The organism is Stenotrophomonas sp. STEN083 (assembly GCF_056759195.1).
Map to the genome: position 1 here is coordinate 24,257 of NZ_JBRRCU010000004.1, position 22,660 is coordinate 46,916.

The following is a 22,660-nucleotide window of genomic DNA, read 5'->3' on the forward strand; positions in this document are numbered from 1 at the left end:
GGCGCCCCTGTCTAATCAAGCCCAGCAGGAAAACTTACTTGCCTGCGCCCGGCGGTACCCAGATCGCCACGCCAGCGGCGCGCTTCTGCTGGGTGGGGATGCCGACGCTGAGGCCGCCAGCGGTGTGGCGGCCATAGCTGCCTGCACCAACCGACATGCCGACCGGCGAGCCGCCGGAGCCCACGCCCATCAGGATCACACCGTTGGCGCCGAGTGCGGCGGCCTCGCGCTTGAGCCTGGCAATGGCGGCATCGGTCTGGCCCTGGGTGCCGAAGCCGACCGCGCTGGAGCTTTCGAGCTGGGCGATCTCAACCGAGCCGGCCGGCGGCGTGGAATAGATCTGCACACTGGCCGGGTCCACAGGCGCACGGGCCTGGCCCAGCATGACCTTGGAGGTACTGGCGCAGCCGCCTACGGCCAAGGCAACGCCAACTGAAAGTGCGATAGCGAGCGGAAGTTTCATGGTTTCACTCCCCGGTGATCGGTAATTGCGGATGATCCATGGCGCCGGCTGAATCTGTCGAGAACTTCCGGCCAGGGTGAGGGCCTTTTGCTCTGCATGTGTTCCCGGCTATCTTGCAGGCTGTGCCTGGTGGAGGAAAGTACATGGGGCTGATCAGCCTGATCTGGGGCATTGTTGCCTTGCTATGGATGATTTTGGCGTTTATTCCGCTGCTGGGCTGGGGTAATTGGTTCCTGATCCCGTTTGCGGCCGTGGGTGCGATCATCGCCGCCATCGGCGTGCTGTTCACCCATGCCAGCAAGCGCGGCCGGGCCAAGACCGGCCTGCTGCTCAATGCCATCGTCATTGTCGTCGGGGTGATCCGGCTGAGCTTGGGCGGCGGCATCTTCTGAGCCACGGATGGTTGGGGCCGGCGGGGTACAGCCAGGGGGCGTAAAATGGATGGGCTGGCCGGAAGCTTTCCGGCGCCGTTGGCCCGTTGTGGGCACTGCAACGCTTCCCGATGATCATCCGCCCCCGTCCCACTGGCTGGCAGCTGCTGTACATCCTGCGCGGCTCCATCGTGCCGGCCATCGCCCCCAAGGTGCTGGCGATCGGCGTGCTGGCGGTGCTGGTGGCGGCGTTCAGCCGTAGCTGGCACCCGCTGGGTGGCAGTGGCTTGTCGGTGGTGCCGTTCACCCTGCTGGGGCTGGTGCTGTCGATCTTCCTGAGCTTTCGCAACAACGCCTGCCACGACCGCTGGTGGGAAGGGCGCAAGTTGTGGGGGCAGCTGGTCATCGAATCGCGCAGCTTTGCCCGCGAGGCCGCTGCGCTGCTGGCCGCCGATCCGCAGCTGCGCGAGCGTGGCACCCGGCTTGTGATTGGTTTTGCGCATGCCTTGGCCGCACGCCTGCGTGGCCGAGACCAGACCGCTGTCGCTGCGCTTTGGCTGCAGGCCGACCAGCAGGCCGTGCTGGAACGGCAGAACATCGCCGACGGCATCTTGAACCAGCTCGCCAGCGAGCTCGCCGCGCCGCTGCGCGAAGGCCGCCTGCATCCCTATCTCTATGCCCAGTTCGAAGCGCGACTGCATGCCATGGCCAGCGTGCAGGCCGGCTGCGAGCGCATCTCAGGCACACCGCTGCCGTTCGCCTACACCTTGCTGCTGCACCGCTGCGCATGGCTGTTCTGCGTGCTGCTGCCGTTTGGTCTGGCCGGCGCGCTGGGCTGGGCCACGCCGGTGGTGTCGATGCTGCTGGCCTATGCCTTCTTCGGCCTGGACCAGCTCGGCGAGGAAATGGAAGACCCGTTCGGCACCGAACCCAACGACCTGCCGCTGGACGCCATGGTGCGTACCATCGAAATCGATCTGCTCGACGCCTTGGGCCAACGCCCGCTGCCCGAGCCGCTGCAGCCGCAGGGTTACCGGCTGCAGTAAACCCCGTTTTCAGTATCAAGGAGTACCGCGATGATCCACCCCCAGTACCGCCCGCGGCGCATGCGCCACGATGAGTTCTCGCGCCGTTTGATGCGCGAAAACACGCTGACCAGCAACGACCTGATCTGGCCGGTGTTCGTGCACGAGTTGGAAGGCCGCGCCGCTGTCGCATCGATGCCGGGCGTGGACCGCATGTCCATCGACGAGTTGCTGCGTGAAGCCGAGCAGGCGCTGGAGCTGGGCGTGCCGGTGATCGATCTGTTCCCGGTGATCGACCCGTCGCGCAAGTCGCTGGACGCGGCCGAAGCCTGGAACCCGGACGGACTGGCGCAGCGTGCGGTGCGCGCGCTGAAGCAGCGCTTCCCCGAGCTCGGCGTGATGACCGATGTGGCCTTGGATCCGTACACCACGCATGGCCAGGACGGCATCATCGACGACACCGGTTACGTGCTCAACGACATCACCGTCGAAGCGCTGGTCAAGCAATCGCTGTCGCATGCCGAAGCAGGCGTGGACATCATTTCGCCATCGGACATGATGGACGGCCGCATCGGCGCCATCCGTACCGCCCTGGACGATGCCCGTCATATCAACGCGCGCATCATGGCGTATTCGGCCAAGTATGCCTCGGCCTTCTACGGCCCGTTCCGCGATGCGGTGGGCAGCTCGGGCAGCCTGGGCAAGGCCGACAAGAAGACCTACCAGATGGACCCGGCCAACAGCGACGAGGCCATGCGCGAGATCGCGCTGGACCTGGACGAAGGCGCGGACATGGTGATGGTCAAGCCGGGCATGCCCTACCTGGACATCGTGCGCCGGGTGAAGACCGAGTTCGGCGTCCCGACCTTCGCGTATCACGTCAGTGGCGAGTACGCGATGTTGAAGGCGGCTGCGGCCAATGGCTGGCTGGATGAGCGCAAGTGCGTGATGGAGGCCATGATCGGCTTCAAGCGCGCCGGCGCGGATGGTGTGTTGACCTATTACGCGCCGCAGATCGCGCGCTGGCTGAAGGAGGCTTGAGATGAATGTTCCCGGTCTTGAAGGTTACAACTGGGCGGTATGGCTGATCGGCGTACTGCTGTTTGCGGTGGCGATCGGCGTGTTCATCGCCGCCATCGTGCGTGCCGGCAAGCGCCCGCCGCAGCAGCATTCGGCGGCCGAGCGGCTGCAGCGCGAGGCAGCGCAGGGCAGTGATGTGGATGCCAAGCTGCGTGCGCTGGAGCTGCGCAGGCAGGGTGGGCAGATTGGTGAGGCGGAGTACGAGGCGCTGCGCGCTGCGGTGTTGGCTGGGGCTAAAAGCTAAAAGCTAAAAGCGGTAGAGCAGAAGCACCCCTCCCCAACCCTCCCTTTGGCCTGCCGCGAAAGGGAGGGGGCTGATACTGCGGGCTGGTGGATTGCCGGGTTGGCGCATGTCAACCACCCTTTGGGCGCAGGCCAAGGGGAGGGCCGGGGAGGGGTTGCTTCAGCTCCCTCCCTTTCGCGCAGCGAAGGGGAGGGCTGGGGAGGGGTGAAGCTCTTGCCTCACCGACAAGAATCATCCCCATCAACCAACGGCGCCTTCATCCGGTAAAGATCCATGCCGCCGGCACGTGGTGAGCGCGCCTTGCCGCTGACCAGCAGTTCACCAGGCTTGTTGGCATCAATCACCGCGCCACGCGTATCGCCATCAGCGCTGTTGAATGACAAGCCCAACAGGGCCGCCTCCGACCATGTTCCCTGCCGACACTGCGACAGCCACAACTGGGCACCACCTGCCGCATCGGCGCGGGCAAACACCAGCCCACGGCCGCCACCCAGCCAACTCGCATCCACCTCATCGGCGGCGCTATTGATGCCGGCCAAGGCCATCGGCGCGGCAAAACCATCGCCGGCAGCCGCTGCACGCCACAGATCCCAACCGCCGCTACCGCCACCACGATTGCTCGCAAACAACAGCCGGCCATCGTCGGCCAGCGCAGCTGAGCGATCGTCCTGTCGACCATTCACCGTTGGCCCCAGATTCTGCGGCTGACCCAGGCTGCCATCGGGCGCTACCGCTACCCGATACAGATCAAAGCCGCCTTGGCCACCCTTGCGGTTGGAGGCGAAGTACAACCAACGGCCATCGGCGCTGAGAAAGGGATCGATCTCATCGGCGGCGCTGTTCAAGGCCAACGGCTGCGGCTCCATCCAGCGCTTGTCCTGCAGGGTCGCCTGCCACAGGTCCCAGCCGCCTGCGCCGCCCTCGCGGTTGCTGGCCCAGATGATGCGCTGCCCGTCCGCCGACAATGTGGCGCGGATTTCATCTGCACGGGTGGAAACTACCCCCATGCCTTCGATACCGAACTCGGAAAGCGCCGAGGCAATGGGGCTAAAGGGTAAACTCAGGGTCAGCGCGAGCAGCAAATGACGGGTCCGCATACGGGTCCAGCAAGTAAAGTCGCGTCCAGTCTAGGTCATGCAGAGGATCACAATGAGCGCACCACGCTACGCAGTTTTCGGCCAGCCCATCGCCCATTCGCAGTCGCCGCGCATCCAGTCCGCGTTCGGCAAGGCGCATGGCATCGCCGTGGATTACCGCGCCATCGAGGCTTCACCGGAAGACTTCGTGGCCGCGCTGGAAGCCTTTGCTGCTGACGGCGGCGTCGGCGCCAACGTGACCCTGCCGCACAAAGAGGCCGCTTTCGCGCTGTGCACCACCACCACCTCGCGCGCGCATCGCGCCGGTGCTGTCAACACGTTGCTGCGCAAGGGCGAACGCTGGCATGGCGACAATACCGACGGCATTGGCCTGGTGCGTGATCTCACCGGTCGTCACGGCCTGGACCTGCGTGGTCGGCGCGTGCTGCTGCTCGGCGCCGGTGGCGCTGCACGTGGTGTGGCACCAGCGCTGCTGGATGCCGGCATCCTCGAACTGATCGTGGTCAACCGCTCGCCCGAACGCGCCGATGCGCTGGTCGATGCGATGAGTGAACCCGGCCGCGCCATCTCCGCCTATTGGGAGGATCTGCGCGAACAGGGCGATTTCGAGTTGATCATCAATGCCACTTCGGCCGCACGCGGCGAAGGCAGTGGTTTCAACCTGCCGCTGTCGCTGGTCAACAGCATGACCACGGCGGTGGACCTGAATTACGGCGAGGCATCGATTCCTTTCCTGGCCTGGGCGCGTGCGGCGGGTTGCCGCAACAGCTTCGATGGCCTGGGCATGCTGGTCGAGCAGGCCGCCGAGAGCTTCCAGCAATGGCATGGCATGCGCCCGGAAACCGATGCAATCTACGCCGAACTGCGCGCCGGCGACGCGCTGCTGGTCACCGCGGACTGAGGCCAGCATGCAACCTACGGAATTACTGACTACCTTGCTGGTTTCCATCGGCTACCGCCTGCCGATCCTGATTGCGCTTGGCGTTGCCATGGTGATGTTGCTCGACGCCCCGCGTGGCAAGGTGCGCAGCGTGGCGTTGTCAGCGCTGGCCTTGTTGCTGGTAGTGACCATGATTGGCGGCGTGCTGACCGCCTCGCCATTGCTGTTCATCGCGATGGGGCGGTATGACGGACTAAGTTCGCTGAATACGGTGTTCACCATTGCCCATTTCGCTTTTTCACTGCTGGAAGCGACGGGCTACATCATGCTGGCCTGGGCGCTGGTGCAGGCCCTGCGGCGGCCACAGGCTCCCGGTAAACCCTGAGCCCGCAACGCATTCGGTGAATGCGGGCGGGTATGGGAAAATGCCCGCCTTGATTGAGCTGCGGGCAGGTTGGCGTGACGGAAAAAGTAGAAGCACCACGGGCGCTGACCGAGGACATCAAAACCGGCATCCGTGACGCTTACAGCAAGCTGCAGGCGAATACGCCGGGCTTCAGCACGCGCCGCTCGCAGAGCCAGATGATCGGCGTGGTGTCGCGTGCGCTGGGCACCGGCGGCGTTGGCGTGGTGGAAGCACCTACCGGCGTCGGCAAGAGCCTGGGCTACCTCACCGCCGGCGTGCCGATCGCGCTGGCCAGCAAGAAGAAACTGGTGATCAGCACCGGCACCGTGGCCCTGCAGTCGCAGCTGGTCGAGCGCGACATTCCCAACTTTCTGAAGTCCACCGGCCTGCAGGCCACCGTAGCGCTGGCCAAGGGGCGGACCCGCTACCTGTGCACGCGCAATGCCGCCGAAGCGCAGGGCGAGGGCGTGCAGGAAGGCATGTTCGGCGACGACGTGCAGCTCTACGACCGGCCGTTGGCGCCGATTGAAATGGACGTTGCCGAAAAGCTGACCAAGGCCTTCATCGAAGGCCGCTGGAACGGCGACCTGGACAACGCGCCGGAAAACGTCACCCCAACCCTGCGCATGCGCATCACCACGCCGGCCTCGGCCTGTGCCGGGCGCCGTTGTGCGTATTCGGCGCAATGCCCGGTGCTGCGTGCCCGCACTGAAGTGCGTGATGCACAGATCATCGTCACCAACCACGCGCTGCTGTTGTCGGCGCTGTCCTTGGGCGATAGCGACAGCGGCCAGCCCTTGATCGCGCCGCCCGGCGAAATGCTGCTGGTGCTGGACGAAGGCCACCACATCGGCAACGTCGCCATCGACCAGGGCGCGGCCAACCTGCCGCTGGACGATATGGCCAAACGCACCGGACGCCTGCAGATCCTGATTGCCGGCGCCTACCGCGCGGTGGACAAGGACAAGATCGGTAACCTGCTGCCGAACGAAGCCATCGATGTGGCATCGCGGGTGAGCAAGTTGCTGAAGTCGTTCCGCGATGACATCGGCAATGTGTGGATTCCGCAGCCCGACGACCGCGAACCGATGTGGCGTGCCGCCAACGGCCGCCTGCCCGAATCCTGGCGCCAGCCCATCGAAGTATTGGCCGATGAAACCCGCACCCTGCTCAACTGGGCAACAGCGGCGGCTTCTGCCGTAGCCAAGGGCAAGCAGGATGATCCGGCGGTCGAACGCCTGCAGCGCAACCTGGGCATGGCCCAGGAAATGGTCGAGCAGCAGTACAACCTGTGGGCAGGCTGGCGCCGCGAGGACAAGGAAGGGCAGCCGCCGATCGCGCGCTGGGTGACCATGTCACGCGATGGCGACTACATCCTGCATTGCTCGCCGGTATCGGCGGCGATGGTGCTGCGCAAGCTGCTGTGGGATGAAGTGGACTCGGTGGTGATGACTTCGGCGACGCTGACCGGTGGCGGCGATTTCCAGTCGCTGGCGATCGACAACGGCATTCCCGAGGAAGCGGAGATGGTGTCGCTGGCCTCGCCGTTCGACCTGCCCAACCAGGCCGAGCTGATCGTGCCGCAGTTTCCGGTGACCCCGGATGACCGCGAGCGTCATCCCAAGGAAGTGGCCAAGTACCTGGTCAACGAGTTGGATTGGGACAAGGGCAGCATGGTCCTGTTCACCTCGCGCTGGAAGATGGAAAAAGTAGCCGAGCTGATGCCGGCGACGCTGCGCAAGAAGGTGTTGGTGCAGGGCGACGGCGCCAAGCAGAAGATGATCGACGAGCACATCAAGCGCACCTCGGCGGGCGAGGGCTCGGTACTGTTCGGTTTGAATTCGTTTGGTGAAGGCCTGGACCTGCCGGGCGAGGCCTGTACCACGGTAGTGATCACCCAGGTGCCGTTTGCGGTGCCAACCGATCCGCAGACCTCGACCTTGAGCGAGTGGTTCGAGAGTCGTGGCCTGAACTCGTTCAACCTGATCGCGATTCCACATGCGCTGCGCACCTTGACCCAGTTTTCCGGGCGCTTGATTCGCACCTCGACCGATACCGGGCGGGTGATCATCCTGGATTCGCGTCTGCTGACGCGCCGGTATGGCAAGCGCATCATTGATTCCTTGCCGCCGTTCAAGCGGGTGATTGGTTGAGGTAGCTCCTTGCTGGTACATCCGATCACCAACCCGTAAAGTTCGCCGCCTTCTCTCCAGTAAACACAGCCATGGCTACTCCTCCCGCAACCTTCCCTTGGACACAGCAACTGCAGCGTCTGCAGCAGCGCGATAGCGTGCTGGCGCTGTTGGGGACGCACGCGATGTTCGTTGCCGAAGGCGATGCGCTGACTGTGGCAGGTTCGGCGCTGGAGCAGCTGCTGTTGGCGGGTGAAAGCCAGCTCAAGGCAGACAACGACGTGAGTCTGGTCGCCGATGAGCTGCGCCGTTACCAGAAGTTCGCGCCGCCGGGGCGGCCATCGGTGCAGATCGTGCAGCTACGTCGACAGCAGTCGACGGTGCAGCAGGCGCAGCGGATCGCGCGTCAGGCGTTCATTCGTAATGCTGATGGCTTTGCGCGGGCAATCGGCCTCGATGTACCGCAGAAGTTGGGTACGGTGGAAACCGTGATGCGCTGGCTACGTGCAAACCTCGCGTAACACCGCTTCGCTCCCTCCCTTGCGCGAAGCGCAGGGGAGGGCCGGGGAGGGGTAGTTTTTGCAGTTGCAGTTGCAGCTGCTCTAGCCGTTGCTCTTGTTCCAGCCTTTGACCTACCGGGCCCCTTCCGCAGCGACGGAGCCAGTGGGAAGAACCCGAAGGGCGACGTGCATGGATGCACGTCGTTTTTCGACGATACATGGATGTATCGTCGAAAAATCCCGCTGGCGGAGTGGACCCGCGCCGCGTAGCGGCGTGGGCGCGTAGGCAGGGTGTGCTTTCTTTTGGTTACCTTTTCTTTGCACAAGCAAAGAAAAGTAACTCGCTCCCCGAAGGGGAGAGAAAGCCCTGGCTTCGGTTGTTGCCGTTGCCGTTGCCGTTGCTGCCAAAGCCAAAGCCAAAGCCAGTGCAAGTACGAGTGCCAGTGCAGAGCTTTCGCCCGCCTGCGGCGCGCGAGCGCACCTTTCTTTGCTTGTGCAAAGAAACGTGGCCCAAAGAAAGCACACCCTGCCTACGCGCCTTCCGCGCTGCGCGCTCCAGGTCCACTCCGCTGCCGGGATTTTTCGACGATACATCCGTGTATCGTCGAAAAACGACGTGCGTCCTGCACGTCGCCCCATGCGGGGTCTTGTCCGTCAGCTCCGTCGCTGCGGAAGGGACCCGGTAGATCAAAAGCAGAGGCAACTGCAAAGGCAAAGGCTACCCCTCCCCAGCCCTCCCCTTGCCTGCGGAAAAGGGAGGGGGCTCGAGCAACAGCAACAGCAACAGCGGCGGCTGGTAGTGCTGGCTTAGTGCCACAGGCCCAGGATCAAGCCGAACAACACGAACTGTGTGGTGTGGTAGCCGCCGTCGATTGCCCACAGTTTTCCGCTGCGCTGGGCGAACTGGTAGTTGATGCCGAAGCTGGCCGCGACCACGCCGAAGCCGGCCACCAGGCCACACAACAAAGCTTTGCGCAGCTCCGGCTGCGGGCCAACAAACCAGGCGAAGGCAAACGCCGCGACCAGCGAAAACACAAAGGCCACGCCGAACACCTTGCCCGGATGTCCTTGCGGCACTTCACCACCGTTCTCGCGGTTCCAGGCACGGCCGAACAGGACGGGTGAGTACCACAGCCCGCCCAGCAGGAAACTCGATACAGCGGCCAACACCACGGCATAAACGTTCATGCTTTTCCCCTGGGCAGCGAGCGATGCCGCATCCTAGCGCTGTCGCGTGCGCTTGCGTAGCCGCCACGACAAAGAAGACCGGCGGGTTTCCCCGCCGGCCTCCTACCTCGCACACTTTGCTATGACGCGGCTCAGGCTTCCAACGCTGCAGCCGGGCCAAAGAACTCGTAACGGCTCTGCGCTTCCGGCACGCCGACATCACGCAGCAGCTTCTTCACCTGTGCCATGAACGGCTTCGGGCCGAGGAAGTAAGCATCCATGTCGCGCTCGGCTGGCAGCCACTGCTCCAACAGTTCACGGCTGAGGAAACCCTCGGCGTCGCCAGCATCACCCGGCAGCGCCTCGCTGTAGCAGGTGTAGCTGCGCAGCTGCGGGTGCTGTTTCTGCTTGTCGGCGATGAATTCACGGAAGGCATGTACGTCGCCATTGCGCGCGCAATGGATGAAGTGCACCTGGCGACCGCTGGCCAATGCCTGCTCCAGCATCGGCAGGGTCGGGGTGATGCCAACGCCACCGCTTATGAAGGCAACCGGGCGCTCGCTGGCTACCAGGGTGAAATCACCGGCTGGGGCGAACAGCTCCAGCGTGTCGCCGACCTGTACCTTGTCGTGCAGATGGTTGGACACCTTGCCGTTGCCTTCGCGCTTGACGCTGATGCGGTAGCCGACGCCGTTGGCTGCACGCGACAGGGAATAGTTGCGGCGGGTTTCCTCGCCGTCGAGTTCCAGCTTCATGCCGATGTACTGGCCGGGTTTGAAGTCCACCACCGCGCCGCCGTCGACTGGCACCAGGTGGAAGGAGGTGATCTCCGCACTCTCGGGTACCTTCTCGGCAACCCGGAAAGTACGCGCACCGCGCCAGCCGCCGGGGGCCTTCTCATTGGCGGCATAGACTTCTTCTTCGGCGCCGATCAGCAGGTCGGCCAACATCTGGTAGGCCGCGCCCCAGGCGTCGATGATCTCGTCGGTGGCGATCTCCGGGCCCAGCACTTCACGGATCGAGGCCAGCAGGTGGTGGCCGACGATCGGGTAGTGCTCCGGCAGGATCTGCAGGGCAACGTGCTTGTTGACGATTTGCCCCACCAGCGGACCCAGCGCTTCCAGGCGGTCGATGTGTTTGGCGTACATCAACACCGAGTTGGCCAGTGCACGCGGTTGGTCGCCACTGCTCTGGTGCGAGGGGTTGAACAGCGGGCGCGCGACATCGCTCTGGCTCAACATCCGGCCGTAGAAATGCTTGGTCAGCGCTTCGCCACCGGTCTCCAGCAATGGGACAGTGGCTTTGATGAGGTCGCGTTGGGTGGGGCTGAGCATGGTGCGAGCTATCCGGCTTCGGGGGTAGCTCCATGTTCCTCGCACCGGGCCGGCTTTCTCGATGACTAATATCAAGAACCCGCACGATTGTAGTGCCGAGCCCAGCTCGGCCAGGGGCGTTCCCGGCGGGTGTGGGGGCGGCGTATGCCGCCAGGCCACAGCTGCATCAGGCGGCGAAAAGCCAACCCCTCCCCAACCCTCCCCTTGGCTTCGCCAAAGGGAGGGAGCAACAGCGTAGTGCCGAGCCATGCTCGGCAAGGGGCATTTCCGGTAATGTTCCTGCCGAGCATGGCTCGGCACTACTCGGTAAAGCCTCAGCCGAGCATGGCTCGGCACTACCTGAGGCTTGCTCAGTCCGCTTCGGGGCGATTCAGGGCCGCGGTCAATGCAGCGGCGTCTTCGCGGCTGAGGAACAGGTACTCCAGCTCGGCGCTGCCGAACTTGTCTTCCAGTTCCTGCTTGCGCACCGGATGGTTGCCGAAGCGGTAATGGGTGCTGCCGTCATCGATGTTCTCGATGGCGTATACGCCGAACGACGGCGGGTTTGTCAGGGTGCCTTCCAGCCTGACGGACTCAGGGTCGATGGAGCGCTGGATGAGGTCTTCTAGGTCGATCATGGCGTAGCAACAGGACTGATGGGGGGATGTTTGCGGCAAGTGGAATCGCTGGCGCGGTCCACGTCAATGCTTCTCATGTTTCCAGCCGCGGTGCTTGCCATCGGATAACCACTCGATGGCCTGGGCGATCCGCTGCTGGCGGGTACTGTCGCGCTTGGCTTCACCTATCCACTCCAGATAGTCGCGTTGGTAGCCAGGGCTGAAACCGTCAAAGTGTGCCTTGGCGGCCGCCGCACCAGCCAGCGCTTCGGCAAACGCGGGCGGCATCGGCAGCGGCGCGCGTGGCGCCGCTTTGGGGCGGGTTACGCCTGCATCGATACGTTGCATGGCGGCACGTAGCTGGGCTGTGAATTCGCGCTTGCCCGGCAGGTCGGCCGCTGACTGCAGGCGGCCGTACTGGCCCATGGCCGAGTCATCGCCGCTACCGGCCTCGCGCTGCCAGAAACCCAGGGTGGCGTGCGCTTTGAACGCGGCCATGCCACACAGCAACTTGCCCTTGTACAGGAACGCCGGCATGCCCCACTTGATGGCTTCCTCGGTCGTGGCGCAGCCACTGTGCACACGCTGGCGGATCTCGTGCAGGATCGGCTGCGCGAAGGCGGCGGCATTGGCGATGTAGTGGTCTACGCGCGGGTCTGGGGTTGGCATGACTGGCCTCGGTTGGGCGCAGCCTGCCGTTAGTTTCGCGTTAAAACAAGCCCATCGTGGCGATGGGCTGCGAAGCCAGCTGATTTGGCATGGTCAGCCGCGGCGCGACTTCCTTGCCAAGCCGCTGCACAGCGCGATGAAGGCGGTGAAGGCAGCCATCGACAGGAACTGCAGGCGGGTTTCCGGGGTGGCCAGCAACAGCGCGAAGATCAGCGCCAGGATCGCCAGTGCCAGCACCGTCAGGTAGGGGAAGCCAGCCATGCGGAACGGCAGCGGGGTGCCCAGGCGGTCGGCGCGGCGGCGCAGGATCAGCTGCGAGACCAGGGTGATGGTCCACACCAGCAGGCAGGTGGAGCCGACCACGTTGAGCAGCACTGGCAGCACCTTGTCCGGGTAGATCAGCTCCAGCACGGTGGCGACGAAGCCGAACAGCACGCTGGCCAGAACGGCCACCACCGGAACCTGACGGGTATTGGTCAGGCCCAGCCAGCGCGGTGCTTCACGTCGTTCGGCCAGCGAATAGATCATCCGCGAGGCGCCGTACAGGTTGGCGTTCAGCGCCGACAGCAGGGCGATCACCGCGATCAGGGTGATCGCGGTGGCGGCGCCGGGGATGTTGGCGACCTGCAGCACCGCGGCAAACGGCGATTTCAGGGTCTCGCTGTTCCACGGCACCACCGCGATGATCACGCCGATCGAGCCGATGTAGAACACCAGGATGCGCCAGGCCACGGTGCGGATGGCGCGGGCCAGGCTGCGCTCCGGGTCCTGGGTTTCGGCCGCGGCCACGGCCACGATCTCGGTGCCGCCAAAGGCGAAGATCACCACCAGCAGGGCCGCACCAATGCCTGTCAGGCCCTTGGGCATGAAGCCGTCGTGGCCGGTGATGTTGGCCAGGCCGGGCGAGGGCACGTTCGGCAGCAGGCCCAGCAGCAGGGCAATGCCGACCAGGATGAAGGCGACGATGGCAGCGACTTTGAGGATGGCGAACCAGAACTCGAATTCGCCGAAATTGCGCACGCCCAGCAGGTTGATCGCAGTAAATACCAGCATGAACGCCAGCGAGGTCAGCGGTACCGACAACTGTGGCCACACCGTACTGAGCAGGCCGGCCGCACCGACCGATTCAGCCGCGATCACCACCACCAACTGTGCCCACCACAGCCAGCCCACGGTGGCGCCAGCGGTGGCACCCAGGGCGTCGGCTGCGTACACCGAGAAGGCGCCGCTGGCCGGCCGCGCGGCGGCCATTTCGCCCATGGCGTGCATCATGATGATGACCAGGGTGCCTGCCACCAGGTAGGAGATCAGCACTGCCGGGCCGGCGGCCTGGATGCCCACGCCCGAGCCCAGGAACAGGCCGGCGCCGATCGCGCTGCCCAGCCCCATCATGATCAGCTGGCGTGGCTTGAGCGCACGTTCCAGTTTCTGCGACGACGCGTTGGTCGGGGCGGAAGGATTGGCGGGCATCGATGTCGTTCGGTGGAGAGAAGGGCGACACGATACCGCGTCTTTTCGCTGCCGTGTCCTTCGTTCCGCCTACGCGCGCTGACAAATCGCTAGGATGATTGCCTCGGCGCCGATGTGCGTCTGCAGCAAGTGGTGGACGCATGCGCGGTCTGGATTTCAGTTCCTGGCAGGGCCTGCTGTCGACATTATTGGGCCTGGCGATCATCACCTTGATCGGTGTGGGCATCCGCCTGCTGGTGATGCAGGCGGTGCAGCAGAAGCGTGAAGCCGCCAACCGACAGATCAACGAGCGGCTCAAGACCCTGATCGCCGCCTACAAGACGCTAGGCGGTTCCTTTACCGGTGATCTCAGTGTTGACCCCAGCCATCTGCGCGACCTGCGCCGCCGCGCTGCCGAGCTGGCACAGGGGCAGGCAGTGGCTACCGCTGATGGCGCGCTGCTGCTGCCGACCCCGGATCCGGGCGAGGCTGGCGAGCGGGCGCGGCGCATCCGCGATGCGGTGGAAGCGGCGCTGTCGGATGTGATCCTGCTCGGCACCGAGGAACAGGTGCGGCTGGCCGCGCGCGCTGCCACCGACATGGTCGAGGGCCGGCCGATCCACACCGCCGAGCTGGTGGTGTCGCTGCGCGACTTCGTCCGCAGCGTGCTGGACCTGGAAGTGATACCTGCCGCCGTCGCCATTCCCCGCCAAGGGCCGTTGCGTCCGGCGGGCAGCGGTGGCGGCAGCAAGGGCGCGGGCAAAGGCGCCGACAAGGACGCCGTTGGTGGTGGCAAAGGCGGTGCCGGTGGCGGTGGCATGGGCGGGATGGGGGCCGGCATGGGCATGGGCGCCGGGCTGGGGTACGGCGCAGGCCGCGGCGGCGAGGACGATCCCGAACGCGGCGCTTGAGGCGCTATAGCAAGCCGGGAATCAAGCGCTTGGTGCGCGCCGCATAGGCGCTGTAGGCGGGCCCGAAGTGGGCAGCCAGGAAACGTTCTTCCTGACGCAGCTTGACCCAGAACGAGGCGAACACGATCGCCACGGCAATCGCCCCGCGCCAATCGCCAACCATCAAGGCGGTGCCGCTGAACATCAGCAGGAAGCCGCTGTAGATGGGGTTGCGCACATGCGCATACGGGCCGCTGCTGATCAGCTCGTGCGCCTGCTTGATCTGCACATTGCCACTCCAGTTGCGACCCAGCTGCCAGCGCGACCACAACGCGAGTGTGGCACCGGCCGCACACAGCAGCAGGCCCAGCGCATAGACCGGCAGCGAATGCGGCACGAACTGCTCACGCAGCCAACTGTGGCCGAACCAATGGCCCGGGCCCAGCAGCAGTACCGCGATGATCAACGGCAGCCAGTACGCCAGGAACTGCCTGGCGCGCGACTCGCTACGGGTCACCTGCTTGGCGCGCAGTGCGGTGACGGCCCAATAACCAAGCACCACCGCCCAACACAGCAGCAGGCCGAGATGGAAGACGGCTGGCATCGGCGACTCCGTCGTTGCAGAACGGGCGCTCAGTTTGATCCGCGCCACGTCACCTGCTCGTGAGTAGGATTGGCTGTGAGCATGGCCGCGCGCTGCACCTTGAAGCCGCCTTTCTCCTGGCTCCTGGAATCAGGGGGCGTTGGATGAAGCAACGGCGCCTTGCGGCGCCGTTGTCGGTTCAACTTACTTCCAGCGCGACTTGCCGCGGATGTAGCGCGCCGCATCTTCCAGTGAAGTGGGCAGGTACTCCGACCACAGGTTCGGTGGATAGGCGTTCTGGTAGGTGTCGTAGACGTCGCGGAACAGATCCATATGCACGACAGGCTGGCGCTTGCGCGCGCGCAGCTCGGCAATCGGCACGCGGCCCAGTACCAGCGTCTCTTCCTTGCTCTGTGCCTCGGCGACGATCTTGCCGCTGGGGTCATACAGGGCGGTGCCGCCTGAACCCGGATCATCGAAGTAGGGGCCATTGTCCGGCGAGATCGAGTTGTTGACGATGGACGAGTAGACGCCGTTGTACATCGCGCAGGCGGCGACATCCATGTCCGAGAAACCGCCCGAGGCGGTACGCAGGAACACCTCGGCGCCCTTGAACGCCATCGCGCGGAACAGCTCCGGCTCACGCTGGGTGGAACTGGTGCAGATATTGCCCAGCGGCGTGCGGGTCACCGGCACTACCGCATCGCGGCCGTACATTTCCACGTAGCGGTCGAGCACGTCGTAGGTAGTCGTGGTGAAAAGCTCGAAGTCCGGGAACGCACCCTTGAGGTTGCGCGCCTTCCAGTGCTTGTCCACTATTTCGCCCTTGTCGTTCATGATCGTGGTGATCGACAACACATGGCCCGGCCAGTCCGGATCGGTGGCGTAGGCGCCGAACACGATCCAGGTGCCGTACTGGCGCGCCTTACTGGCGATGGCTTCGGTTTCTTCGCCGGGAATGGTGATGGCGAACTTGAGGATTTCATCGCGGGTCCACTTGCGCCAGCCGCTGAGCGGGAACTCGTGGAACTGCAGCAGGTCGGGCTTGGCGTGGTAATGCGCCTTGTCGATGAGCTCGAGCATATGCGCCAGGTTGCGCTTGCTGCCCGCCTTCCATTCCTTGGCATCGAAGCTGTGCACGCGCGATTGCACGAGACCCAGAGTCCAGGCCGGCTTGGCCAGTTCAACCGTGGCGTAGGTGCCGTCGGTGCGCTCGTTGAGCGCATCCGGCCCCTTGCCCATGGCTGCCTGTGCGGGCGCCGAGCTGCCAAGCAGGGCGGGGCCGACGGCGCCGAGCGCGGCCAGGCCGGCGGCGCTGCCGAGGAAATGTCTGCGGGTGTTGCTCATTGCTTGCCTCGATGGATGGGCGGCGTGGATCATCTTGGTTGCAGTTGCAGTTGCAGTTGCAGTTGCAGTTGCAGTTGCAGTTGCAGTTGCAGTTGCAGTTGCTGGTGCCGTTGCAGTTGCTTGTGCCGTTGCGGGGGGGTGGGCTGTTGCTGTTGCTGCACCCGCGTGCGGGAGTCGGTGCCCCGAAGGGGCGGATGAGGGGAGCGCTTCAGGCGTTACCAGCTTCCAGGATTTTGGTCTGCTTGCTAGAAGCTTCCCCTCACCCCAACCCCTCTCCCGCAGGCGGGAGAGGGGCTTAAGCAGCAGATCAGATCGGGTCGCCGTTGAAGCTCTCGCCCTTGATCTTCTGCCAGTCGCGGCTGACGAACTTCTCGTCGATCTGCGTGCGCTGTACCAGTACGCCGCGCTTGTACCAATGCCAGATGCGGTTGCGCAGCTGGCCGCAGTCGGACAGCTGGATCATTTCGTACAGCTCCAGGCCGTCCTCACCCTTGCGCTGCCAATACAGCATCAGCGTGCGGTGATGGTCGTCTTCCGGAATTTCGGTGCACCAACCGTAAATCAGCTCATTGTCGAAAATGATGCGGCCGAACAGGTAGGACGTCGGGAAGTCGCGTACTTCGGTCTTGCCGTCTGCCCAGCTGTAATGGTTGGTCTGGTGGTACGGGGCTTTGTCGTCGCCGGTGATGCGGCAGATCAGGCGCGACTTGTGTTCGTCGATCTTGTCGCCGTTGGCATCGTAGTAGCGGTACACGCCATCCCAGACGCCCTCATGGCGGGCGAGGGCGGGCATGTGCTTGGCCAGATCGGTCATGTGCTTTCCTTGGTTGTGGTCTTTGATGGGCGACGCTGTTGCGTCTTACTGGTCGCGAAGTTCATCCATGACTTCTTCCATCGGCACGTCCATAGCACCGCTTTCCAACACCTCGGTTTCCTGCTGCACGATGCGCAGCACCCGGGCGATGTATTCCTTCATCCACAGCGTGCGCTGTGCTTCGGCCTCACGGTCCGGGCGGAACTGGTCCAGTTCCGCGCGGCTGAGCAGGCCTTTCTGTTCGATCAAGCGTTCCAGCGCGTCCAGGCGCTGGTGGGTAACGGCGTTCTCCATGGCAATGGCCATGGCGATGGACAGCACGCGCTCCACTTCCGGGTCCTTGAAGAAGTACGGACGCTTGCCACGAGCGCGGCTGCCGGCCAGGGCGATCGGATCAATGCTCATGCTTTCCACGCTCCAAACATGGTCCACAGCGCGGCGCGACCGTGGTCTTCGCCGCTCTCGCTGGCGACCGGGAAGATGTCGCGGTCAACCACACCACGGACCTTGGTTTCGAAATAGCGCTCTGTATCAAAGCCGGCCGCAGCCATCATCTGGCGCAGGTCGTACTCATGCATCACGCTCCAGAACGGCTCGTTGTTGTTGTACGCATCCCAGTCGCGGATGAACTGCTCGTAGGGGTCCATGCCGTGGTACTGCGGCTGCTCCAGGTGCGCGGTCAGGCCGCCGCTGGCAAGCAGGCGCTGGATCTCGCGCAGCTTGCGCGGCATCGCCGTTGAAGAGCTCTCATGCCAGAACATGGCGGTTGTGATCAGGTCGAACGAACCATCCGCATAATCCAGCGCTTCGCCATTGGCTTGGCGGAACGTGATGTTGTTGACGCCAAGCGCGCGGGCGCGGGCATGCGCATAACGCAGCATCGGCGCGGCCACATCAATCGCGATGATTTCCGCATCCGGGAAGGCCTGCGCCAACGGCACGATGTTGTGGCCGACGGTGCAGCCGATATCGAGGATACGGCGAGGCTTGAATGCGGGGTGCTGTTCCTGCAGCCACTGCGCAAGCGCTTGGCCGCCGCCGTCGTTGTAGCGGCCGAGCATGCCGCCGGTGGTGGCGAAGATGCCGCAGTCGTAGTTGGCCGCGGCGGATACGTCATCGGCCAGCAACTCGGTGTGATAGCCGCCGGGCATGCAGTGGATGTCGACGGCGCTGGAATAGCGCGGCACCTGCACCGATGTATCGAGTTGCAGACCGTCGTCGCTGGCGTTGAGCGCGCGGGTTTTCTCGATCAGTGCATCCACCTGTTTGAGCACCAGGCCGCGACCGGCCTGCTGGCGCATTTCCATGCTGCTGCGGCGCAGGGCACTCCAGGTCTGGTAGATCGCATCGCCGGCCATCGCCTTGCGCACCTCATGGCGGGTTTGCGGGGCGCGGCCCTTTTCCTTCTCGAACGCCGGTTTTACCCGAGCTTCGTAGGCCACCTTGACCTTGGGGCTGAGCTGGGTGGCCAGGTAGCCATTGAGGTTGGCCAGGAAGTCGAAGCGCGCAGTGTCGTCGAGCGCGCTGTCAGGGAACACCGCGTGGCGGCCCACGTGCTGCCAACTGGGGGGCAGGGCTTGCTGGCTCATGGCGATTCCTCGGAAGGCTTCAAGTTCTAAAGTTATATCTATATGTCATACGGGTCTGGTCGGGGTCAAGTGTCGGTTTGATACCTGCGCCACGGTCCCCGCGGCGGTGGCTGCAGCCCTGCTGACACCGCCCGATTCCCGAATTTCTCAAATGTCCGGACAAAAAGCCAGTGCCGATTTTCATGCTCCGATCGGAAGCTTTTTTGTTGCAAAGCAACATCCTGCGCAGTCTCGCCAGTGCCCCGCGCAGCAAGGTTTTCATGCCGACCAGCGCCGCCGGGGGATCTGCGAGATAGGTTCTACAAATGATTGGACAATCATGTACTAATGATATAGCTATATGTCATCTTCGATGGGTCAACAGGCCTGTCTTCCGTGGTCCGGAGCAGGCCAAGGCACTGGCTTCATCGCTCCATTTCAATCGGGGGTTGGACGTGATTCGAATGTCATCGGTTTTGCTGGCTGTCGCAATCGCACTTTCGCCACAGGCAAAAGCGCTGGATCTGCAGTCCGAACAGGGCAGCGTCGAGGCAATGGTCAAGCTGCGTTGCTCGTTGGACCCCAAGCAGGAAGAGATCCTGTGGTGGGCCGGCACCTTGTTCGCGCAGGAGCCCGGCAAGAAGGCCGCACCACTGATGGGCTTCGAGGGCTACAACATCTGCCGTGCCGAGAAACAGGCCGATGGCGTGTGGCGTTTGTACACGCGTGAGCTCACGTTCTATCGCGACCTGAAGACCGGCAAGATCATCGACAGCTGGGACAACCCGCTGTCGGGCGAACGCAACGAGGTCGTGCAGGTTGCCAACGATCCGGTCAACACCGTGCTCAACGCGCCGGGCCGCCCGATGCAGCTGCCATGGGTGGAAGCCGGTGATCAGGTGATGTTGACCCTCAATATTCCGCTGGCCTATCCCAACCCGTTGCAGCCGGCCGAATTCCCTGCCGAATCCAGTGGCCCGACCTATATGGGCTCGGAGCACTTCATGTTCTTCGCGCCACGCGCGGATCTGGAAAACCCGGCGCTGAAGAGCGTGCCGGTCACCTATGGCTGGACCCGCATCGGGCCGTGGTTGCCGTGGATGAAGCTGGGTATGCGCCCGGGAAATCTGTTGTACATCGCGCAGGGCAACAAGCGCGCATCGGTCAGCGAACTGCCAGCCGATATCCAGGAACTCGTGCGTAGCCGCTACCCGGAGTACGCACACGCACCCGAGACCTGGGTGCAGCCCAACGTCACCAGCTGGAGCTACTACAAGCAGCTCAAGCAGGGCGCGACGGTGAAACAGCAGGACTGAAGTACGGAAACAACGGACGGAACCCTCCCCCAAGACGGCGCATCCATCCTCCAATCCATTCCGATCACACCTTGCAGTCGGGAACTCCATGAAAACCATCAAGCCAGACCTGCTGTGCTCATCGATCGCCCTCGCACTGCTGCTGTGTGCGGGCAACGCCGCCGCTGCCGACAGCGACGAAGCGGGCGCACCGCCGGCAGCCAACAGCGATGCCGTGCACAGCCTTGACCAGATCACCGTGACCGCGCGCGGCGTGTCCGAGCCGCTGCAGCAGATGCCGCTGCCGATCACCGCCATGTCCGAGCAGACCATCGAGAAGAAGGGCCTGACCGATGTGCGCGACATCGCCAATCTGTCGCCGAGCTTCTCGTTCAAGTCCGGCTATGGCCGTGGCTTCGACCGCCCGGTGATCCGCGGCATGTCCAATATCCAGGGCGAGGCCAATGCCTCGTTCTTCATCGACGGCATCTACGTCGAAGGTGATATCTCCAGCTACGGGCTGGAGAACATCCAGCGCGTGGAAGTGATCCGTGGCCCGCAGTCGGCAGCCTTCGGTCGTCGTACCTTTTCCGGCGCGGTCAACTTCATCACCAAGCGGCCTGGCAGTGCACCGGGCGGCAAGCTCACCCTGGGCGCGGGCAACTATGGCCAGGAAAAGATGGGCTTGTTCTACTCGGGCGCGAATGAAGACGGTTCGTTCGGTTACGACGTCAGCCTGAACAAGCGTGGCAATGATGGCGTGTTCTACAACCAGGCATCGGGCAGGAAGGACCTCAACGGCACCGAGACCATCAGTGGCATGGCCGCCATCGCCTGGTCGCCGACCGACGCATTGGACATCACCGCACGGGTGATGAAGCAGAAGAGCCGTGATCAGCACTTCGCCGCTGCGCGTCTGGGCAGCGACAACCTCAACTGTTACCTGCCGGAAGAAACCGGTGGCCTGTACTTCGGCCTGTATCCGATCCTGGAATCGCGCCGTCGCGGCTACTACTGCGGTGAGCTGAAGGAGCCGTCGGACCACGCGCTGAACACCAGGGAGTTCGAGACCGCAGGTTATTTCTCCGGGCGCAAGACCGACCTGCTGCGCACCAGCGTGGTGGTGGACTATCTGTTCGCCAACGGCTGGAACCTGACCTCGACTTCGGCCTACAACAAGAGCGAAACCTACGCTGCCAGCGATCAGGATTACAGCGCCATCCGTGGCTACGGCGGTGCGTTCGAAAGCTTCGCCAACAGCGGTGTAAAGAACTGGTCGCAGGACATCCGCCTGACCACCGACCAGAATCTGGCGGTGTCGGGCATGCTCGGCGCGTATTACTACGAGCAGAACGCGCAGCCGGGTTGGGGTGGCGACCTGACCGGTTACACCATCGGTGGCAACAAGGTGGTCACGCCGATCCCGACCAATCCGGATGACCAGACCGTCAACAAGGCGCTCTACGGCTTGATCAACTGGCGCATCAACGACCAGTGGACCACCTCGCTGGAAGGTCGCTATGCGCGCGATGAAATCAGCAAGGGCGGCACCGATGTGCGCGTGCTCGGCGCCAATACCTATCGCCAGACGTATGCGCTGGACAAGACCTTCAGCAGCTTCACCCCGCGTTGGACGCTGAGCTACCAGGCGCGTGAGAACGTCAACCTGTACGGGCTGGTCTCCAAGGGCAACAAGCCCGGTGGCTTCAATACCGATGTCTACCGCGCCGACTTCCGCGAAGCTGACCGCGATGCGCTGATCGCACGTGGTTTGAACACGTACAAGGAAGAAGAGGCCTGGAACTACGAGCTGGGCATGAAGAGCGATTGGCTGGACGGTACCCTGCGCGTCAATGCCAACCTCTACCAGATCGACTGGACCAACCAGCAGCTGACCGAAACCGGTCCGGTGATCCGCAAGAACGGCTCGTTGTTCTCCACCAGCTACACCACCAATGTGGGTGAGTCGCGCATTCGCGGTTTCGAGCTGGAAAGCCAGTGGGCGTTCGCGCAGGGTTGGCTGGCCAGCTTGGCGTATTCGTACACCGATGCCGAGATCCTGAAGTTCATCAGCCAGGACCAGGCCGATCTGTTCTCCAGTAGCAATGCACCGACGCTGGCTGATCCGGCCGCCGATGCCGCCGGCGCTACCCTGCCGCGCGTGCCAAAGCAAAAGGCAACGCTGGGCTTGATGTATGACGGTGCGCTGTCCAATGGCTGGGAATATACCGCCAACATGGATGTGAACTACGAAGGAAAGCGCTACATCCAGGTCGACAATCTGGCGTACATCGGCGCTTCCACCCGCACCAACTTCCGCTTCAGCATCCGCCCGACCGAGCAGCTGCAGGTCTCGGCCTACGTGACCAATGCGTTCAACGACCGCACCCTGGAAGACGCGCAACGGACGATCAACCCGGATGCTTACGTGGCCGTGCCGGCGGTGCCACCGTTGACCGGTCTGGCGGTGACCAACCTGCGTGACTTTGGTTTGACGCCGTCGCTGCCGCGTATGTATGGCGTTGAGGTCAGTTACAAGTTCTAAGAGTTGAGGTCGGCTGGAAGGGGGCGTTGCGCCCTTCCAGCTTGCGCTTGATTGGCATTGCCGACACACCGCCAGAACGTCATTCCCGCGCAGGCGGGAATCGCTCTGGCCGTTGCTTGTCATTCCCGCGAAGGCGGGAATCGCTCTGGCTTTTGCTTTTGAATTTCTGGAGGGGTGTGCAAGAGCAAGAGCGAAAGCAAGAGCG

General features: G+C 63.8%; 23 protein-coding genes. 11 read left to right on the forward strand and 12 right to left on the reverse strand.

Translation table 11 applies throughout. From position 1 onward, the window contains the following. Positions 1–34 precede the first annotated feature (34 nt). Positions 35–463 (reverse strand): hypothetical protein, encoded by a 429-nt coding sequence (locus ACVOK8_RS02170; protein ID WP_481565364.1) that lies wholly within the window; start codon positions 461–463, stop codon positions 35–37. 143 nt (positions 464–606) lie between these two features. Between ACVOK8_RS02170 and ACVOK8_RS02175 the strand changes: the two genes are divergently transcribed. The 4 genes from ACVOK8_RS02175 (at position 607) to ACVOK8_RS02190 (ending at position 3,183) form a co-directional block, all read left to right on the forward strand. Next, positions 607–855, forward strand: a complete 249-nt coding sequence (locus ACVOK8_RS02175; protein WP_481565365.1) for a hypothetical protein — start codon at positions 607–609, stop codon at positions 853–855. 110 nt (positions 856–965) lie between these two features. Beyond that, positions 966–1,880: a bestrophin family protein gene (locus ACVOK8_RS02180; protein ID WP_481565366.1), complete on the forward strand. Its 915-nt coding sequence runs from the start codon at positions 966–968 to the stop codon at positions 1,878–1,880. A 30-nt stretch (positions 1,881–1,910) separates the two neighbouring features. Continuing rightward, entirely contained in the window at positions 1,911–2,900 is a 990-nt protein-coding gene (gene hemB, locus ACVOK8_RS02185; protein ID WP_481565367.1) for a porphobilinogen synthase, read from the forward strand. Position 2,901: 1 nt separating this feature from the next. Continuing rightward, complete coding sequence (locus tag ACVOK8_RS02190) at positions 2,902–3,183, forward strand: SHOCT domain-containing protein (RefSeq protein WP_481565368.1); 282 nt, start codon at positions 2,902–2,904, stop codon at positions 3,181–3,183. A 218-nt stretch (positions 3,184–3,401) separates the two neighbouring features. On the opposite strand, the gene ACVOK8_RS02195 is transcribed toward ACVOK8_RS02190, so the two are convergent. After that, on the reverse strand, positions 3,402–4,280 hold the full coding sequence (locus ACVOK8_RS02195; protein WP_481565369.1) for a TolB family protein: 879 nt from the start codon (positions 4,278–4,280) through the stop codon (positions 3,402–3,404). A gap of 52 nt (positions 4,281–4,332) precedes the next feature. On the opposite strand from ACVOK8_RS02195, the gene aroE reads away from it, so the two are divergent. The 4 genes from aroE to ACVOK8_RS02215 all read left to right on the forward strand — a co-directional run bounded on the left by aroE (position 4,333) and on the right by ACVOK8_RS02215 (position 8,219). Continuing rightward, a complete protein-coding gene (aroE, locus tag ACVOK8_RS02200; RefSeq protein WP_481565370.1) occupies positions 4,333–5,181 on the forward strand; it encodes a shikimate dehydrogenase in 849 nt (282 codons plus the stop codon). 7 nt (positions 5,182–5,188) lie between these two features. Beyond that, positions 5,189–5,545 (forward strand): hypothetical protein, encoded by a 357-nt coding sequence (locus tag ACVOK8_RS02205; protein ID WP_481565371.1) that lies wholly within the window; start codon positions 5,189–5,191, stop codon positions 5,543–5,545. Positions 5,546–5,619: 74 nt separating this feature from the next. Continuing rightward, a complete protein-coding gene (gene dinG, locus ACVOK8_RS02210; protein ID WP_481565372.1) occupies positions 5,620–7,719 on the forward strand; it encodes an ATP-dependent DNA helicase DinG in 2,100 nt (699 codons plus the stop codon). A 71-nt stretch (positions 7,720–7,790) separates the two neighbouring features. Next, complete coding sequence (locus tag ACVOK8_RS02215; protein WP_481565373.1) at positions 7,791–8,219, forward strand: hypothetical protein; 429 nt, start codon at positions 7,791–7,793, stop codon at positions 8,217–8,219. Between the two features lie 786 nt (positions 8,220–9,005). On the opposite strand, the gene ACVOK8_RS02220 is transcribed toward ACVOK8_RS02215, so the two are convergent. The 5 genes from ACVOK8_RS02220 to ACVOK8_RS02240 all read right to left on the reverse strand — a co-directional run bounded on the left by ACVOK8_RS02220 (position 9,006) and on the right by ACVOK8_RS02240 (position 13,434). Then, complete coding sequence (locus ACVOK8_RS02220) at positions 9,006–9,386, reverse strand: DUF1761 domain-containing protein (RefSeq protein WP_481565374.1); 381 nt, start codon at positions 9,384–9,386, stop codon at positions 9,006–9,008. Between the two features lie 131 nt (positions 9,387–9,517). Next, a complete protein-coding gene (hmpA, locus tag ACVOK8_RS02225) occupies positions 9,518–10,699 on the reverse strand; it encodes an NO-inducible flavohemoprotein (RefSeq protein ID WP_481565375.1) in 1,182 nt (393 codons plus the stop codon). Between the two features lie 350 nt (positions 10,700–11,049). Beyond that, the gene (locus ACVOK8_RS02230) at positions 11,050–11,316 is read right to left on the reverse strand and encodes a hypothetical protein (RefSeq protein WP_282272864.1); all 267 of its coding nucleotides are present in this window, start codon (positions 11,314–11,316) and stop codon (positions 11,050–11,052) included. Between the two features lie 63 nt (positions 11,317–11,379). Then, the gene (locus ACVOK8_RS02235; RefSeq protein ID WP_481565376.1) at positions 11,380–11,964 is read right to left on the reverse strand and encodes a YdeI/OmpD-associated family protein; all 585 of its coding nucleotides are present in this window, start codon (positions 11,962–11,964) and stop codon (positions 11,380–11,382) included. 93 nt (positions 11,965–12,057) lie between these two features. Then, complete coding sequence (locus tag ACVOK8_RS02240; RefSeq protein ID WP_481535823.1) at positions 12,058–13,434, reverse strand: amino acid permease; 1,377 nt, start codon at positions 13,432–13,434, stop codon at positions 12,058–12,060. 140 nt (positions 13,435–13,574) lie between these two features. Here ACVOK8_RS02240 and ACVOK8_RS02245 point away from each other — a divergent pair, with 140 nt between their 5' ends. Further along, complete coding sequence (locus ACVOK8_RS02245) at positions 13,575–14,324, forward strand: hypothetical protein (protein ID WP_481565377.1); 750 nt, start codon at positions 13,575–13,577, stop codon at positions 14,322–14,324. A gap of 4 nt (positions 14,325–14,328) precedes the next feature. Here ACVOK8_RS02245 and ACVOK8_RS02250 read toward each other — a convergent pair whose 3' ends face one another. The 5 genes from ACVOK8_RS02250 to ACVOK8_RS02270 form a co-directional block, all read right to left on the reverse strand. Further along, the gene (locus tag ACVOK8_RS02250; protein ID WP_481565378.1) at positions 14,329–14,907 is read right to left on the reverse strand and encodes a methyltransferase family protein; all 579 of its coding nucleotides are present in this window, start codon (positions 14,905–14,907) and stop codon (positions 14,329–14,331) included. A 183-nt stretch (positions 14,908–15,090) separates the two neighbouring features. Beyond that, entirely contained in the window at positions 15,091–16,233 is a 1,143-nt protein-coding gene (locus tag ACVOK8_RS02255) for a nitrilase-related carbon-nitrogen hydrolase (protein WP_481565379.1), read from the reverse strand. 307 nt (positions 16,234–16,540) lie between these two features. Beyond that, complete coding sequence (locus ACVOK8_RS02260; RefSeq protein ID WP_481530408.1) at positions 16,541–17,047, reverse strand: hypothetical protein; 507 nt, start codon at positions 17,045–17,047, stop codon at positions 16,541–16,543. 45 nt (positions 17,048–17,092) lie between these two features. Next, positions 17,093–17,452 carry a hypothetical protein gene (locus ACVOK8_RS02265; RefSeq protein ID WP_481565380.1) on the reverse strand — a complete coding sequence of 120 codons (360 nt, stop codon included), beginning with the start codon at positions 17,450–17,452 and terminating at the stop codon, positions 17,093–17,095. Beyond that, positions 17,449–18,636 carry a class I SAM-dependent methyltransferase gene (locus ACVOK8_RS02270; RefSeq protein ID WP_481565381.1) on the reverse strand — a complete coding sequence of 396 codons (1,188 nt, stop codon included), beginning with the start codon at positions 18,634–18,636 and terminating at the stop codon, positions 17,449–17,451. The genes ACVOK8_RS02265 and ACVOK8_RS02270 overlap by 4 nt, the downstream gene beginning before the upstream one ends. A 443-nt stretch (positions 18,637–19,079) precedes the next feature. Between ACVOK8_RS02270 and ACVOK8_RS02275 the strand changes: the two genes are divergently transcribed. Then, positions 19,080–19,931 (forward strand): DUF1838 family protein, encoded by an 852-nt coding sequence (locus tag ACVOK8_RS02275; protein WP_481565382.1) that lies wholly within the window; start codon positions 19,080–19,082, stop codon positions 19,929–19,931. 88 nt (positions 19,932–20,019) lie between these two features. After that, positions 20,020–22,455, forward strand: a complete 2,436-nt coding sequence (locus ACVOK8_RS02280; protein ID WP_481565383.1) for a TonB-dependent receptor — start codon at positions 20,020–20,022, stop codon at positions 22,453–22,455. Positions 22,456–22,660: the final 205 nt, after the last annotated feature.

Excerpts from the sequence above, each read along its gene's own strand:
- ACVOK8_RS02180 (WP_481565366.1), top strand. The coding sequence starts at position 966 with ATGATCATCCGCCCCCGTCCCACTGGCTGGCAGCTGCTGTACATCCTG.
- ACVOK8_RS02235 (WP_481565376.1), bottom strand. The coding sequence starts at position 11,964 with ATGCCAACCCCAGACCCGCGCGTAGACCACTACATCGCCAATGCCGCC.
- ACVOK8_RS02195 (WP_481565369.1), bottom strand. The coding sequence starts at position 4,280 with ATGCGGACCCGTCATTTGCTGCTCGCGCTGACCCTGAGTTTACCCTTT.
- ACVOK8_RS02190 (WP_481565368.1), top strand. The coding sequence starts at position 2,902 with ATGAATGTTCCCGGTCTTGAAGGTTACAACTGGGCGGTATGGCTGATC.
- ACVOK8_RS02175 (WP_481565365.1), top strand. The coding sequence starts at position 607 with ATGGGGCTGATCAGCCTGATCTGGGGCATTGTTGCCTTGCTATGGATG.
- ACVOK8_RS02270 (WP_481565381.1), bottom strand. The coding sequence starts at position 18,636 with ATGAGCCAGCAAGCCCTGCCCCCCAGTTGGCAGCACGTGGGCCGCCAC.
- hemB (WP_481565367.1), top strand. The coding sequence starts at position 1,911 with ATGATCCACCCCCAGTACCGCCCGCGGCGCATGCGCCACGATGAGTTC.
- hmpA (WP_481565375.1), bottom strand. The coding sequence starts at position 10,699 with ATGCTCAGCCCCACCCAACGCGACCTCATCAAAGCCACTGTCCCATTG.
- ACVOK8_RS02220 (WP_481565374.1), bottom strand. The coding sequence starts at position 9,386 with ATGAACGTTTATGCCGTGGTGTTGGCCGCTGTATCGAGTTTCCTGCTG.
- ACVOK8_RS02205 (WP_481565371.1), top strand. The coding sequence starts at position 5,189 with ATGCAACCTACGGAATTACTGACTACCTTGCTGGTTTCCATCGGCTAC.
- ACVOK8_RS02230 (WP_282272864.1), bottom strand. The coding sequence starts at position 11,316 with ATGATCGACCTAGAAGACCTCATCCAGCGCTCCATCGACCCTGAGTCC.
- ACVOK8_RS02275 (WP_481565382.1), top strand. The coding sequence starts at position 19,080 with ATGTCATCGGTTTTGCTGGCTGTCGCAATCGCACTTTCGCCACAGGCA.
- ACVOK8_RS02250 (WP_481565378.1), bottom strand. The coding sequence starts at position 14,907 with ATGCCAGCCGTCTTCCATCTCGGCCTGCTGCTGTGTTGGGCGGTGGTG.
- ACVOK8_RS02255 (WP_481565379.1), bottom strand. The coding sequence starts at position 16,233 with ATGAGCAACACCCGCAGACATTTCCTCGGCAGCGCCGCCGGCCTGGCC.
- ACVOK8_RS02245 (WP_481565377.1), top strand. The coding sequence starts at position 13,575 with ATGCGCGGTCTGGATTTCAGTTCCTGGCAGGGCCTGCTGTCGACATTA.
- ACVOK8_RS02260 (WP_481530408.1), bottom strand. The coding sequence starts at position 17,047 with ATGACCGATCTGGCCAAGCACATGCCCGCCCTCGCCCGCCATGAGGGC.
- ACVOK8_RS02265 (WP_481565380.1), bottom strand. The coding sequence starts at position 17,452 with ATGAGCATTGATCCGATCGCCCTGGCCGGCAGCCGCGCTCGTGGCAAG.
- ACVOK8_RS02215 (WP_481565373.1), top strand. The coding sequence starts at position 7,791 with ATGGCTACTCCTCCCGCAACCTTCCCTTGGACACAGCAACTGCAGCGT.
- ACVOK8_RS02170 (WP_481565364.1), bottom strand. The coding sequence starts at position 463 with ATGAAACTTCCGCTCGCTATCGCACTTTCAGTTGGCGTTGCCTTGGCC.
- aroE (WP_481565370.1), top strand. The coding sequence starts at position 4,333 with ATGAGCGCACCACGCTACGCAGTTTTCGGCCAGCCCATCGCCCATTCG.
- ACVOK8_RS02280 (WP_481565383.1), top strand. The coding sequence starts at position 20,020 with ATGAAAACCATCAAGCCAGACCTGCTGTGCTCATCGATCGCCCTCGCA.
- ACVOK8_RS02240 (WP_481535823.1), bottom strand. The coding sequence starts at position 13,434 with ATGCCCGCCAATCCTTCCGCCCCGACCAACGCGTCGTCGCAGAAACTG.